General features: G+C 63.7%; 17 protein-coding genes. 13 read left to right on the top strand and 4 right to left on the bottom strand.

Annotated features, from left to right (window positions below):
* The first annotated feature begins 187 nt into the window (after nucleotides 1-187).
* From AB8717_RS06500 to AB8717_RS06490, 3 genes are all read left to right on the top strand, one after another.
* Nucleotides 188-658, top strand: coding sequence for a phasin family protein (locus AB8717_RS06500; protein ID WP_443750223.1), 471 nt, complete (start codon nucleotides 188-190; stop codon nucleotides 656-658).
* A gap of 2 nt (nucleotides 659-660) precedes the next feature.
* Nucleotides 661-888 carry a hypothetical protein gene (locus tag AB8717_RS06495; protein ID WP_443750222.1) on the top strand — a complete coding sequence of 76 codons (228 nt, stop codon included), beginning with the start codon at nucleotides 661-663 and terminating at the stop codon, nucleotides 886-888.
* 639 nt (nucleotides 889-1,527) lie between these two features.
* Entirely contained in the window at nucleotides 1,528-1,839 is a 312-nt protein-coding gene (locus tag AB8717_RS06490) for a helix-turn-helix domain-containing protein (protein ID WP_443750221.1), read from the top strand.
* Between the two features lie 34 nt (nucleotides 1,840-1,873).
* Here the strand turns inward: AB8717_RS06490 and AB8717_RS06485 are convergent, their stop codons facing one another.
* From AB8717_RS06485 to uxuA, 4 genes are all read right to left on the bottom strand, one after another.
* Nucleotides 1,874-2,170 (bottom strand): hypothetical protein, encoded by a 297-nt coding sequence (locus AB8717_RS06485; RefSeq protein WP_443750220.1) that lies wholly within the window; start codon nucleotides 2,168-2,170, stop codon nucleotides 1,874-1,876.
* A gap of 98 nt (nucleotides 2,171-2,268) precedes the next feature.
* A complete protein-coding gene (locus tag AB8717_RS06480) occupies nucleotides 2,269-2,709 on the bottom strand; it encodes a response regulator (protein WP_443750219.1) in 441 nt (146 codons plus the stop codon).
* Nucleotides 2,706-3,869, bottom strand: a complete 1,164-nt coding sequence (locus AB8717_RS06475; protein ID WP_443750218.1) for a sensor histidine kinase — start codon at nucleotides 3,867-3,869, stop codon at nucleotides 2,706-2,708. Before AB8717_RS06475 ends, AB8717_RS06480 begins: the two co-directional genes overlap by 4 nt.
* 206 nt (nucleotides 3,870-4,075) lie before the next feature.
* Nucleotides 4,076-5,284 (bottom strand): mannonate dehydratase, encoded by a 1,209-nt coding sequence (gene uxuA / locus AB8717_RS06470; protein ID WP_443750217.1) that lies wholly within the window; start codon nucleotides 5,282-5,284, stop codon nucleotides 4,076-4,078.
* Between the two features lie 175 nt (nucleotides 5,285-5,459).
* Between uxuA and AB8717_RS06465 the strand changes: the two genes are divergently transcribed.
* From AB8717_RS06465 to AB8717_RS06420, 10 genes are all read left to right on the top strand, one after another.
* Nucleotides 5,460-5,891 carry a hypothetical protein gene (locus AB8717_RS06465; protein ID WP_443750216.1) on the top strand — a complete coding sequence of 144 codons (432 nt, stop codon included), beginning with the start codon at nucleotides 5,460-5,462 and terminating at the stop codon, nucleotides 5,889-5,891.
* A 72-nt stretch (nucleotides 5,892-5,963) separates the two neighbouring features.
* On the top strand, nucleotides 5,964-6,785 hold the full coding sequence (locus AB8717_RS06460) for an IclR family transcriptional regulator (protein WP_443750215.1): 822 nt from the start codon (nucleotides 5,964-5,966) through the stop codon (nucleotides 6,783-6,785).
* Nucleotides 6,786-6,883: 98 nt separating this feature from the next.
* Nucleotides 6,884-7,393 (top strand): heme-binding protein, encoded by a 510-nt coding sequence (locus tag AB8717_RS06455; RefSeq protein WP_443750214.1) that lies wholly within the window; start codon nucleotides 6,884-6,886, stop codon nucleotides 7,391-7,393.
* A gap of 6 nt (nucleotides 7,394-7,399) precedes the next feature.
* Nucleotides 7,400-8,221, top strand: a complete 822-nt coding sequence (kduI, locus tag AB8717_RS06450) for a 5-dehydro-4-deoxy-D-glucuronate isomerase (protein ID WP_443750213.1) — start codon at nucleotides 7,400-7,402, stop codon at nucleotides 8,219-8,221.
* A 25-nt stretch (nucleotides 8,222-8,246) separates the two neighbouring features.
* The gene (locus AB8717_RS06445; RefSeq protein WP_443750212.1) at nucleotides 8,247-10,577 is read left to right on the top strand and encodes a glycoside hydrolase family 88 protein; all 2,331 of its coding nucleotides are present in this window, start codon (nucleotides 8,247-8,249) and stop codon (nucleotides 10,575-10,577) included.
* 55 nt (nucleotides 10,578-10,632) lie between these two features.
* Complete coding sequence (locus AB8717_RS06440; RefSeq protein ID WP_443750211.1) at nucleotides 10,633-12,156, top strand: YcxB family protein; 1,524 nt, start codon at nucleotides 10,633-10,635, stop codon at nucleotides 12,154-12,156.
* Between the two features lie 21 nt (nucleotides 12,157-12,177).
* Complete coding sequence (locus AB8717_RS06435) at nucleotides 12,178-12,417, top strand: hypothetical protein (protein ID WP_443750210.1); 240 nt, start codon at nucleotides 12,178-12,180, stop codon at nucleotides 12,415-12,417.
* Nucleotides 12,418-12,484: 67 nt separating this feature from the next.
* Complete coding sequence (locus AB8717_RS06430; protein ID WP_443750209.1) at nucleotides 12,485-12,709, top strand: hypothetical protein; 225 nt, start codon at nucleotides 12,485-12,487, stop codon at nucleotides 12,707-12,709.
* 348 nt (nucleotides 12,710-13,057) lie between these two features.
* On the top strand, nucleotides 13,058-13,336 hold the full coding sequence (locus AB8717_RS06425; RefSeq protein WP_443750208.1) for a TrbC/VirB2 family protein: 279 nt from the start codon (nucleotides 13,058-13,060) through the stop codon (nucleotides 13,334-13,336).
* Nucleotides 13,337-13,498: 162 nt separating this feature from the next.
* On the top strand, nucleotides 13,499-13,783 hold the full coding sequence (locus AB8717_RS06420; protein ID WP_443750207.1) for a type IV secretion system protein VirB3: 285 nt from the start codon (nucleotides 13,499-13,501) through the stop codon (nucleotides 13,781-13,783).
* Nucleotides 13,784-13,788 lie beyond the last annotated feature (5 nt).

Genomic DNA, 13,788 nt, shown 5'->3' with positions numbered 1-13,788 from the left:
CGACTCTCCCAAATATTGTTTTTTGTTTTGGTAAATCAGGTCCGCCGCAAAGTCCAATCCCGCCTGCATCCCTTAGAAATTCTTTATTTTTCGCCGTCCCATGCGCGCAAAATCCTTATTCGGCTTGGCGTACAAGATTCTCCAGCTGCGTGCGCAGCCTCCCCAGCCGCCGGAAGGATCCCAGACAATGGCCGACACCACGACCAAAACTGCACAAACGGCGGCCTCCGCCGCCCGCGACACCCTCGACCAGGCGACCAGCGCCGGCAATGAAGGCGTGCGCCAGGCCCAGCGCGCCGCCAACCAGGGCATGGAGTTCGGCACCCAGGCGGTCAACGCCTATGTCGAAGCCGGCAAGACCGCTTCGGCCGCGATGAGCGACGTCAATCGCGCCATCACCGATGCCTACAGCCGGTCGCTGGCCGACTACAACGCCCTGTCGCAGCGCGCGCTCAGCGTGAAGTCGTTGCAGGACGTGGTCGACCTGCAGGCCAGCGCCCTGCAGCAGATGCAGACCAACCTGACCACCATGGCCGACATCTACGGCCAGTTCGTCAACGGTCTGACCAAGACGTTCGAGCCCATGGTCTCGCGCGCCAGCGACGCGGCGTCGCAAGTCACCCAAGCCGCCCGCCAGGCGACCCCGCGCGGCGCCTGACCATGGCCGGCGAAACGAAAGAGCGCCAGACGCCGGACGGCCTGAAAAAGGACGGGTACAATGCGGGCATCGAAATCCCCGTGTCCGTCGAGCCCCTCCCGAAAAGCCGGATGGGCCAGGCCGTCGACGTCCGCACGCTGAAGGGTGAAGGCGTCGTCGACGTCCATGACGACGATGACGAGATACTGGACCAGGACCGGAGCAAGGCCCCCGGCAAACCGTCGCCATAGCGCGATTTTGCCGCCGCCTGAAGAAATCGGCACGCGGAAAATCATTGTCTTTATTCCATGCCGCGACGATCATCGGCATACCGGGACCGGCCTTCCGCGGAAGGGCGCGGGTCATGCCTGTTTGGCATTGCCGCGGCCGTATCGGCCGTCCCCTGGACCGCGCCGGTCTGTTCGCGGCACTGGATGCCGACCTCAAGCGGTGACCCGACGATTGCGAAGCCGGCGGTGGCGGGAGCGCCCTCCTGACACCGCCTGGCGGACGTCTGACCGTCCCGCGGCTTTCGCCCGCATCCCATTTTGAAATTTCAGATAACGGTTGTTCCGCCGCGAGACACCATAACGTCCGGTTGCGCGGTCACCATGCTTTACATCTCCCCCTTGCGCCGCGCCTAAAACTCAATAAAATCAATAGCAACTGAATCTGAGTCGGTTAAATTACAGAAATGCCCCAATAGCGGCATATTCTTCGCACCAAGATTGTGTGGGCCGGGAATTCGTCCCGGTTCTGTACACGCCACCCCTGGCGTCAGCGAGAGTGACTGTAGGTTTATGAGTACAAATACAATCGATTCCAAAACCCCGCACGCGGTAGACGTTCACGTTGGGGGCCGTGTCCGTCTTCGCCGCCGGTTCCTGGGCTTGAGCCAGACCGAACTGGCGACCGCCGTCGGTGTGACCTTCCAGCAGGTCCAGAAGTACGAGCGCGGCTTCAACCGCGTCAGCGCGTCCAAGCTCTACGAAATCGCCCGGGTGCTGAAAGTGCCGCTGTCCTATTTCTTCGAAGGCTTTGACGGAACCGCCGACCGCGCCGAAACCGGTTCGGACGTGGCGCCGGCCGACTTCCTGGGAACGTCCGAAGGCCTGGCGCTCGCCGAAGCCTTCCCGCGCATCCGCAACGAAGAGCGCCGCCGCAAGATCCTCGACCTCATTCATTCCCTGGCTGACGAGTAATCGTCAGCCTTCCTCGCTGGCCGGCGCGCAAGCGTCAGTGCAGACACGGGCGGCTGAAAGCCTGACAGCCGCCCGGCACCGCCGCGATGCCGGGAACGATGGTGAAATACTGGGCAAGCTTCAGCTGCGCCCACAGGTCCGTCTTGCGATGCTTGGCGACAGGTACGCACAGAAGCTCGTCTATGCCGTCGAAGTCATACCGGCTTTCGGCACGCTTTCGCTTGCTCATTACCCCGGTCACCACCAAGCCGATGGCCGCCGGAATGTAGAGAATGACTCCGCCCGCCGCCATGCCCGCCGTATAGGCCATATCGCGAAGTTTGATACGCATGATGCACTCCTTACTGAGTGATCATCCTAGCGCTTTTCGATTCAGGACGCAGTGGCAGTTACCGTGCGCGTAAACTAAGGAACGGTAAAGAGCTGCCCTCAGGCGTTCGGCAGTTCGCCGATCCTGCCCCAGAAATTCACGACCTGGTCCAGGCGTTCGGCATACTGACGGCCGTCGAACGGCTTGACGACATAGCCGCTGGCATAGCTTTCGTAGCATTCGCGGATATCGGTCGGCGATTCCGAGCTGGTGAACATGACGACCGGGATGGCCTTCAGGCTCTCGTCGTGCTTGACCGTGCGCAGGAAGGTCTTGCCGTCCATGCGCGGCATGTTGATGTCGAGCAGGATCAGGTCGGGCCGGCTGGGCGGCAGGCCGCCGGTCGCTTCGCCATGCAGGTAGTCGAGCGCCTGGTTGCCGTTGTTGGCGACCGACAGCGTGCACGGCGTACCGGCGCGGCTGAGCGCCCGCCGCGTCATCTCGACGTCGCCCTCATTGTCCTCGACCAGAAGAATATCAAGTGCCCCCTTCGGCATCATTGCGGCCTCCCCTTGTCGGGCAACGTAAAGGTGAATGTCGTGCCCACGCCGGGCGTCGACGAAAAGACGATGTCGCCGCCGCACAATCTTATGAACTTGCGGCAGGTTGCAAGGCCTATTCCGGTCCCCGGATAGTCTTCTGAGCGATGCAGGCGCTGGAACATGGTGAAGATGCGCTCTGAAAAGGCCGGATCGATGCCGATGCCATTATCTTTTACGTCGAAACGCCACATCGGTTCACCGCGGCTGCCGGCGCGGCGGGCCGAAACGTTGATCTCGGGCGTCCGGCTGCCGTCGTGGAATTTCAGCGCATTGCCGACCAGGTTCTGCAGCACGACGCGCAACAGCGTGGGGCTGGCCTCGATCATCGGCAGGGCGCCCGAGGTCACGATGGCGCCCTTGGCCTCGATGATATCGCGGACCTCGTGCAGCACCTCGTCCAGGACTTTCTGGCTGTCCACGGTTTCAAGGTGCAGTTCCTCGCGCCCCACCCGCGAAAAGGTCAGGATGTCGCGGATCATCTTCTGCATGCGCACCGCGTTTTCGCGGATATAGCGCACATATTGCAGCGTGCCTTCCTCGAGCTTGCCCGCGGCGTCCTCGGCCAGGAAACCGGCATAGGTGTTCATCATCCGCACGGGTTCCTGCATGTCGTGCGAACAGACATAGGCGAAGCGCTCCAGTTCCTCGTTGGACTGGCGCAGCGTGCCGTTGAGCGACAGGATCTGCTCGCGCTGGCGGTAGAGATCGAGATAGACCTTGACCTTGCTCTTCAGGATGTCCGGATTGATCGGCTTGAAGATATAGTCGGCGGCGCCGAGGCCGGCGGCGCGCGACGCGAAATGGTCTTCCTTGCTGATGGCGGTGACGAAGACGATGGGCACGCCCTGCATGGACGGCCGGGTCTGCATCAGCTGCGCCGTCTCGAACCCGTCCATCCCCGGCATCTGCACGTCCAGCAGCACGATGGCGAAGGTGTGCTCAAGCACATGGCCAAGCGCGGCCTCGCCCGACTCGGCCGTGATGATTCGGGCGCCCAGCGGCCTCAGCAGGGCTTCGGTCGCCAGCAGGTTCTCCGGCCGGTCGTCGACCAGGAGGATTTTCGCAGGAGTATTGTGGGCGCCGGGCGCATAATCGGCTTCCGTGCGGACGACGCTCATTTCGCCCTCAACAGTTGTGCGACACTACAGGTCGTCTGGGTATGCTGCGCCGATAAGCCGGGCACGTCCGCTTCCATGCTGTCTTTCCTGACCCCGATGCCCGGAGGCCAGAGCCTAAATCCGTGCAATCACCGGGTGAAATCACAAAAGATTTATTGCAGGCGACCGTTAATATCGCGTGGAAGCCGACGGTGCTGTTTTGCCTTTTATGCAGCGGCCATGGCGCGTGCGATGCCCATTTCCAGGCCGCGCAATTCCGCCAGGCCGCGCAGGCGGCCGATGGCGGAATAGCCGGGATTGGTACGCTTGTGCAGGTCGTCCAGCATCTGGTGACCGTGGTCGGGACGCATGGGAATACGGCGGTCGTGGCGAATCGACGCCCGGCGCAAGGCGGTGATCACCGAGAACATGTCGATCGATCCGTCGAGATGCGGCGATTCGTGGAAGTCGATGGCGTTGCCCGTGGCGTCGTTCTCCCGGCGCGTATTGCGCAGGTGGGTGAAATAGATGCGGCCGCCGAAGCGCTCGATCATCGCCGTCAGGTCGTTGTCCGGGCGGATGCTGAACGACCCGGCGCAGAAGCACAGGCCGTTCGATTCGTTGGGCACGCGTTCGAACAGGTCGGCCAGGTCGGCTTCGGTCGACACGACGCGCGGCAGGCCGAAGATGGGGAAAGGCGGATCATCGGGGTGCACGACCAGCTTTACGCCGGCGGCGTCTGCCGTCGGGCACACGGCCTTGAGGAAATGCACCATGTGGTCCTTGAGTTCGGCATGGCCGATGCCGTCATAGGTCGTCAGCGCGGCGCGGAATTCCGGAACGCCGAAGCTTTCCTCGCTGCCCGGCAGGCCCTTGATGATGGTGCGTTCCAGCTGGACACGCTCCGCCTCGCTCATCGCTTCATAGCGGGCGCGGGCGCGCTCCACCAGCTCGGGCGCATAGTCGGCGGCGGCGTTGGGGCGCTGGATATGGAAGATGTCGAAGGCAGCGACGGCCACGGCCTCGAAACGCAGGGCGCGCGCGCCATCGGGCAAGGCATAGTTCAGGTCGGTGCGCGTCCAGTCGAGCAGCGGCATGAAGTTGTAGGTGACGGTCGTAATGCCGCACGCCGCCAGGTTTTCGATGCTGATGCGATAGTTTTCAAGGCACTGGTCGAGCAGCGGCCCCTGCGTCTTGATGTCTTCATGGATCGGCAGGCTTTCGACGACGCTCCACACCATGCCGTGGGCCTCGATCTCGGCCTTGCGCCTGGCGATCTCCGCGACCGTCCACACTTCACCGTTCGGAATGTGGTGCAGCGCCGTGACCACGCCTTCGCAGCCGGCCTGGCGGATGTCGGCAAGGCTGACCGGATCGGACGGTCCGAACCAGCGCATCGTCTGGACCATGAGGTTGCGGTCGGCGGGGGCGGTCATGGGCATCTCTTTTTTAGAACGGGCAGCGTTTGCAAAAACAATTCCAGTCACCTTAATTGGTCCGACCACTTTCCGTCAATGGCAGACCAGTCTTTTATTGCCCCGCCCAGGCCCGTTGACAGGCTTTCATATAGGTGGTCAGAAAGAGCATCGCATCCTGGGGAGGGGCAATTTCATGTTCTGGATCATCATCTGGCGCGGCTGGGGCTTCCTGGTCGTACCGCTCGTGTTTGCGGCCGTCATCGCCGGCAGCCTGCTGGCGTTCGGTCTGCAGGCCCTGGGCGTCCCGAAATACCTGGTCGTCGTGGCCTGGACGGGCTCCATCTCGATCCTGGCCGGGCTGTTCATCTGGTTTACCGCCAAGGCGCTGAGCCGCGGCCCGAAACGCCGGCTTGTCGACGAAGACACCGGCCAGCGCTACGTCGTGACACGCAGCGCCGGCAGCCTGTTCTTCATCCCCATGCGCTTCTGGGCCTTTATCGTTGGCGTTCCGGGCCTGGTCGTCACCGCGCTGATCCTGTTCGCGCCCCTGCTGCCGCGTTCCGGAGACACGCTTGCGCCCGACGATGCCGCCGCCCCGTCGAGCGCCGAAGCGGCGTCGCAATAATGTACGCGCTGCCTGAAACGGCGTTTCAAGACTCCGCTTGAAGTTAAACCCGGCGGGGGATAGATTCGCGCCATGGATGGACTGACCAACGAATTCCCGCCCGAGCCTGACAGCGCTCCGGAACCCGCCGCCGAGACCGAAAGCCGCTCGGCGACCGGCGCCCTTACGCTCATGCGCGGGCTGGACGTGCTCGACCGCGTCGCGCGCGGCGACAACACGCTGGCGCGCATCTCGCGGTCGCTCGGCCTGAACAAGAGCACGGTGCACCGGCTGGCGACCACCCTGGTCGAAGGCCGCTACCTGAACCTCAGTTCGCGGGATGGTTACAGCCTGGGCACCAAGCTGCTAGAACTCGGCTGGGTCGCCTCGCAGCAGATCACCATCACGCGCGTGGCCCACCCGCACCTGCTCAAGCTGTCGGCCGATACCGGCGACACGGTGAACCTGGGCGTGCTGGATCACAACCAGGTCCATTATATCGACAAGATTCCGGGCACGCGCCGCATCCAGGTGCGCTGCGTCATCGGCGAACGCCAGCCGATTCGCCCGACCGGACTCGGCAAGGTGCTTTTGTTCGACACCGACGAGGACTACTGGCGCGAAGTCTACCAGCGCGAGGCGCGCGAGCAGCCGAACTACCGCTACGATCTGAAGTCGTGGATCGAGGTGATGAAGCGCTACAAGGCCCAGGACTATGCGCTGGACCTCGACGAGAACGAGGACCGCATCCGCTGCGTCGCCGCCCCCATCCGCGACATGGGCGGCCGCGTCATCGCCGCCATCAGCGTGTCCAGCGCCCAGCAATATATGGACGAGGCGCGCATGGACACCCTGCGCGGCTATGTCCGCGACACGGCCCTGACCATCAGCCGCGACCTGGGCTTCACCGGCTGACCGGTCCACGCGACGGATAAAAGCGGGACGACCGTTTCACTATCTTGAACGCCGTATCCTTATGTGTTACGCCGATGGAAAGACAGATGGAGGGTCGTATGCGCCGGTTTTTGTACGCCGTTACCGTGGCGGGCTGTTTGGCCGTGAACCCGGCCCTGGCCGAGGACAAGCCGGCCCCCGTCACCTATACCGAGGTCCCCGGTCCCGCCCTCCCGCTGGCGCTCAGGCTGGCCCAGGGCGCGCTCGACGCCTGTCATGCCAAGGGCCTGTCCGCCTCGGCCGCCGTGGTCGACAGCGACGGCCGCCTCAAGGTCCTGCTGCGCGCCGATGGCGCCCCCAAGCCGCCGGTGGCCGCGCCCCTGAAGGCCGCCGCCGCGGCGCATTTCGACGCGCCAGGCTCGGACATGGAACCGCGCGAAAAGACCGACACGGCCTTTGCCGCCGAGCTTGCCGCACACAAGGACCTCTATAATCCGCACGCCGGTTCGCTGCCCCTGCACAAGGACGGCAAGGTGTTCGGCGGCTTCGCGGTCGCCGACGTGCCGCACGCCGACGCCGACGCCTGCGTGCGCGCCGCGCTCAATGCCGTCGCGCCCGAGCTGAAGTAGGCGCGGATGTTCAAATCCACCCATTACGCCACGCCGCCTTCGGTGCTCGACGGCGCCAATACCGCGACATTGCGCGGGCATTACCTGATCGAGAACCTGTTCGAGCCGGGTGAGCTGAACCTGTCCTACGTCCATCAGGAGCGGATGATCATCGGCGGCGCGGCGCCGGACTCGGGCCGCCTGCGCCTGCCGCAACAGCGCGACGGCGCGGCCCTGCTCGACCGCCGCGAACTGGGCGTGGTCAATATCGGCGACGGCGCGGGCACGGTCAGCGTCGACGGCGCGGACTACAGGCTTGAACGCTTCGACGCCCTCTATGTCGGTCAGGGGGCGCGCGACGTCGCCTTTTCCGGCCAGGGCGCGCGCTTCTACATGGCCAGCACGCCGGCCCACAGCCGCCACGACACGCGCCTTTTGCCGCGCAGCGCCATCGCGCCGCTTCTGCGCGGCGGCGAACGCAACAGCAATGCGCGGTCCATCTACCAGTTCATCACGCCCGACACCTGCCCGTCGGCGCAGCTCTTGATGGGGCTGACCGAAATCGCCCCCGGCAATGTGTGGAACACCCTGCCGCCGCACCGCCACGAACAGCGCTCCGAAGTCTATTTCTACTTCGGCCTCGACGACGCCGAGCGCCTCTTCCACATCATGGGCACGCCGGAAGAGACGCGCCACATCGTGGTGAAGAACGAGGAAGCCGTCATCTGCCCGTCCTGGTCGGTCCATATGGGCGCGGGAACCTCGGCCTATACCTTCGTCTGGGCGATGGGCGGCGACAATCTCGATTACGACGACATGGCGGGCGTTTCGCTCGCCGAGCTTAGATAATAAAAACAACCCGGTGGAGACTCCCATGCTTTTGAAGACGGCGCTCGTGACCGCCGCAAGCCTGCTTGCGTTTGCCCCTGCCCTCGCGTTCGCGGCCCCCGCCACGCCGCCCCCGTCGGTCGCCGTGGCCGACGCCGTGCCGTGGACGCCGGCGGCCGTCATCGCCCTGGCCGAAAAGGCCGGCGACTGGCAGCTGAAGGCCCTGGCGCGCGGCGAGCATCCGCGCTCCGTCAAGGCGATGCCGGACGCACGCGGCTGGGAACAGGGCGCGCTGTTCGTCGGCCTGGCGGCGCTGGCCGACCACAGCCAGAACCCGGAATTCGCCGCCGCCATCCGCCAGCGCGGCCAGGACAATGGCTGGCAACCGGGCGCGCGCCCCTTCCACGCCGACGACTTCACCATCGGCACGGCCTATCTGTGGGCCGCGCAGCATGGCGGCGGTGACGCCGATATCGCGCCGTTACGCGCGCGCCTCGACTGGATCCTGGCCAACCACAAAGACGTCGACCTGCATTTCGTGCAAGGTCCCGACGGCAGCGTGCCGTCGCAGGACCGCTGGTCGTGGGCCGACGCCCTGTTCATGGCGCCGCCGGTCTGGCTTGAAATGTCGAAGGTCACCGGCGATCCGAAATATGCCGACTTCGCCAAGCGCGAATTCCAGGCAACGACCGACCTGCTCTACGACAGGCAAGAGCACCTCTATTTCCGCGACAGCCGCTTCTTCGACCGCCGCGACAGCAACGGCAAAAAGGTGTTCTGGTCGCGCGGCGACGGCTGGGTGTTCGCCGGCCTGGCGCGCATGATGGCGCTGTTGCCCGACAACGATCCAGAACGCGCCCGCATGGCCGTCATCTTCAAGGACATGGCCGTCGAGCTGAAATCGATCCAGAAGCCGGACGGCTACTGGGCGCCGTCCCTGCTCGGCGATCCGGAAACGGCCCTGCCGGAATCGAGCGGCACCGGCTTCTATACCTACGGCTTTGCCTGGGGCATCAAGGCCGGGTTGCTCGACCGTGCCACCTATGAGCCGGTTGTGCGCAAGGGCTGGGCGGCCCTGGCGCGCGCCGTCCATCCTGACGGCAAGGTCGGCTATGTCCAGCCGGTCGGCGACCGCCCCGACGCGGTCGAATACGACGACACCCAGCACTATGGCGTTGGCGCCGTCCTGCTGGCGGCGACCGCCGTGGCCGACCTGAACCTGTCGCCCGTCGCGCCGCTGAAGGCCGGCGTCACGATCGAAAACCCGTCCTCGCACGACCAGCCGGATGCCTATGTCGCCGTCCCCGCCGGGCGCATCGGCGCCACCGCCGGCAACTGGTCGGTGATCAGCGGCGGGCGTATCTATGCCGCGCAGTACAACCCTGCCGCCGGTGGCCAGCCAGCCACCGTGTCGTTCGTCCTGCCGATGCAGGCGCACGCCCGCGCCACCGTGCAGTTCGTGCCGCAGAGCGCACCCCTGCCCTTGCAGACCCAGGCCATCCTCAACGTCCAAGACGGCGGCAAGATGGACAACAATGTGCTGAAGGGCGGCGTCTTCCATCTGCAAAAGGATTACAAGGTCCCGGCCGGCCACTTCATCCATGACGGCCTGATCGCCTTCGAGGGCCTGGGCTGGGAAAGCGACAAGGCAGCCTACCGCCTCTATCTCGACGAACGCTCGGTCACCGACATCTACGGCAAGAAGCTGCCGCGCCCGATCCTGCAATCGATCGGCCAGGGCGTCGCCAACTATCACGAAATGGCCGACTGGGGGCAGGACATCTTCCAGGTCGACCAATCGCTGGGCATGGGCGGCATAGGCGAGGTGCGTAATGGCAAGGCATCGCAGGTCGGCCCGAACCAGGTCGTCGGCCACGTCGCCAGCGAAGGTCCGGTCAGTGCCCTGGCCACCGTCGAAAACCTCGGCTTCGACGGCGGCAGGGCGAACCTCGTCACGCACTACCGCATCCATTCGGGTTCGGCGGTGACCTTCGTCGACGCGAAAGGCACAGGCATGACGGGTGCGGTCGCCGCCGGCATCGTCCACCACAAGGACATGACGATTCTGAAGTCGGACAAGGCTTCCGGGGATTGGGGCTATATCGCCACCTGGGGCCAGCAGAGCCTGGCGGGAGATAACCTCGGCATCGTCCTCTTCTTCCCGGAAAAGGCCGTGGCGACGCGCTACAACGACGACGGCCAGACCCTGTTCGTCACGTTTAAAGACGCGTCGAAGGTGCGTTACGCCTTCAGCGAGACCTGGGTGCAGGACGCATCCGGCGTGCGCGATCTCGACGGCTTCAAAACCTATATCGCCACAACGCTCGACGGGCTGAATCATCCAGTGCAGGTGATTCCGGCTGGGAAGAAAAAGTAGCGCCGGGACCGCAATTATCCTATCCTGGCCGCACGGATGCGGTCAGGGGGACGTTGTGTTCGACATCTATTTCGTTGCCGGAACCGATACGCGCTGGAATTACCCGAAGGCGGTGACGACGGCCGGGCTGCCCCACCAATTCGGCGTTATCCAGCACGGCGACAACGACCTCAACCCGCAAACCACGGCCGATCCGGCGATGGTTCGGGCGATCGCCGCCTTTCTATCGGCTTACGATGCCGACGCGGAGGTCATGGCCGGGGACGAGTGGGAAGACTTGGGGCAAAAGGAACGGCCGCTCTCCGACTACATGTCCGAATGGGAAATCAAGGCCGAAGCCGACCGCGATCCACCGGCGGTCGCCGTGCGCAAGGCGGGCAAGGCGCTGGCCTACATGCTCGTCGAGCCCTGGTACGGCGTCGGCGGCCCCTGGCCGTACGCAGACTCATGCACCTACGCCTTCTTCACCGATCGCGACATCGGGCCGGAGCTCGAGGCTTATCTGCGCGGCCATCCGGACGCGGGCCGGTGGAACTTGGGCCCGGTCACCATGCCCGCCAAGGCCGCTGAACATTATCCGATCCCAGTCAGGCGCGAAGACGCCGTCGTTCCGCGCCGGCAATTGCATATGGTGGGGTACGTTGCAGCGGCTTTGATCCTCATGCTTCTGGCGCTTGTCGTTTGGAATCCGACCCACTGGCGGACACAAAATCCTGTCAACTTCTGGGAATGCATCGCCTGCGTCTCCGGCGTTTTTGCATTCTATTTCATTCTGGAAATCCCGGGCCTGGATGTCGTCGTGTCGTCGGAAGGCATCCGTAAGGGCGTCGGGAAACGATCGACGTTCATTGCCTGGAAGGACGCCCGGCTGGACTTCAGGGGCAATACGGTCGTGGTCAGGTCCAGAAAAGGCGCCATTGTCGTCCGCAGCTCTCTCTACAAACCCCGCGAATTTTACCGCTTCTTTCGCGTCATCGCGCGTAACATCGTCGACGACGGGCTTCGGCGGGCGGCGAAGGCCGTCAATCTTGCGACCCCGGCCTACAAGTTGTCCGCGGAAGACATGAAGGCGCTTCTCAAATACCGCGGCGAAGGCCGCGGGTCACTCCTGCCCCCTATCGGTTCCTATACGACCTCTGCCCTTGTGGTGCCCCCTGTCCTAGCATTCGTCATCCGGTTTTCGGCTCAGTGGCGCAGTGTGCCGCAGGCTCTGCATCCGGCGCCCATATATCTGGCGGCCACGCTGGCCTGTATGCTCGCCGTTGCTGCTCCCTGTTTTCTAATCGAAGAGATTTTACGCCGGCGCGCCCGGTGGAAGGCCCTCACGTCGTCGTGGCATTACCTTCAGGATTTTTCGCTGTCGGTCAGCGAAGCCGGCGTCGCCACGCGCACGATCGGGTTTGAACACTTCAGGTACTGGGATGAACTGCAATATGTGGCCCAGTCGCCCCTGCTCATTCTCTTTTTTACCCGCGAGGGCGTAATCCATATCGTTCCCAAGCGGATATTTCCTTCGCCGGAAGATGCAAAGGTCTTTTTCGACACAGCCCTCGCCTTGAAGCGCGCCTTTGTCGCCTGAAACTCAAACCGGAACGTCTGAATGCTCTATTGCCCCGACTGCCTGCAAGGCCGGCTTTTGATCGTGAAGGCGGCAACAGGCAGGTTGTTCCTGCTATGCGAAGAATGCGAAAGCGCCTGGGATGATCCGGTCGCGATACTAAACGGGCGCGGCAATTTCGATTTTGAACAGGGACGGCGTGACTTCGCGTGGGAAGATATAGCCGAAGCTTCCGATGAGGACGTCCGCAACGCTGGCTGGGAATCCTTGCCTCGCGAATAATCCCCTCCCCTTGCACTTCCGCCCCTAACCCGATAGAGGCAGGCGAAACACGCCGGAGATTTCAGCCTTGACCACTGTCAGCGACGCCCTCGAACTGATCTATGCCTCGCTTGCCAACGACAATGCCGAGATCGACACGCATATCAAGACGCTGAAGGCCGCCCTCGCCGCCGAAGGCAAGAAGGAGGCGGTGGTCGAGCCCACCCGCCTGGCGCAGAACAACCGCGCCGGCCGCAAGACCATGCAGGCCTATTTCCGCAAGAAGGGCGTCACCGTCACCTTCGCCGAATAAGGCCGTTCGCGCGTACGCCAAAACGACCCTGATCACGTCTGTGTCAGCTTTGAACGCAAAGCCTGCGCGGCGGCATCAATCGTAACCGCCGGTTAACGCATCCGGTAAAAAACAGGGGACAGAGCCTCATCGCCTGACCGGCGCCGCGCAATCGCGCGGCAGCCGCCCGTCGCGGTTGATTTTTCCCCTGGCAATCATTAGCGTTAACTGCGATTCCGTCAGGATCAAAAAGCAATCGTCTGACATAAGCCCGCCATATAACCGGGATAGGCGATCCTGGCATTTCTTCGAGGGAGAGGTCCCATGGGCCGAAAAAGGAACGTGACACTGAAAAATTCAGCCAAATCAATGGCATTGGCCGCCGTATCGGCGCTCTTCGCCACCGCCGCCCACGCCCAGTCCGGCCCGGCCGGCTCGTCCCCGATCACCGGCGCCGTCGACTGGATCCAGGGCACGCTGATGGGCAAGGTGGCCACCACCGTCGCCGTCATCGCCGTCGCCATGGTCGGCTTCATGATGCTGACCGGCCGCATGAACTGGCGTTACGGCGCCACGGTCATCATCGGCGTCTTCATTCTGTTCGGCGCCGCGACGATCGTCGGCGGAATTCAGGCCGTCGCGCATTAGTAACAATACGTGCCGCGACGACCGGGCAAAAAGGCGTACACTTTTCTGCCCGCCACGACTCTATAGTTTCAGGGTGAAACACGATCCGTCGCCGTTTCGCCTTGAAACTCCGCTTTACAGGGGACGGCCGCGAAACCACTCGCGCCCTTCCGCACAGGACCCATGGCCGACCTTATCAAATCCCCGGTGTTCAAGGCGCTGACCCAGCCGCAGATGTTCGCCGGCGTGACCTATAGCTACTTCATCATCAACGCCGTGGTCACGACCGAGGTCTTTCTGATCTTCCGGTCCTTCTGGGCGTTCGCCGTAGCGGCCCTGGTCCACGTGGTCGGCTACCTGGCGTGCCTGCGCGAACCGCGCGTCTTCGACCTGTGGCTGACCCAGGTGTCGCGCTGCCAGCGCATCAAGAACTGGCGCCTGTGGCGCTGCAATTCGTATCATCCGTAGGGGCC

It is taken from the genome of Asticcacaulis solisilvae, from assembly GCF_052327315.1.
Taxonomy (GTDB): Bacteria; Pseudomonadota; Alphaproteobacteria; order Caulobacterales; family Caulobacteraceae; genus Asticcacaulis; species Asticcacaulis solisilvae_B.
The sequence above is the reverse complement of the archived record's forward strand: the minus strand, read 5'-3'. Positions and strand labels throughout refer to the sequence as shown.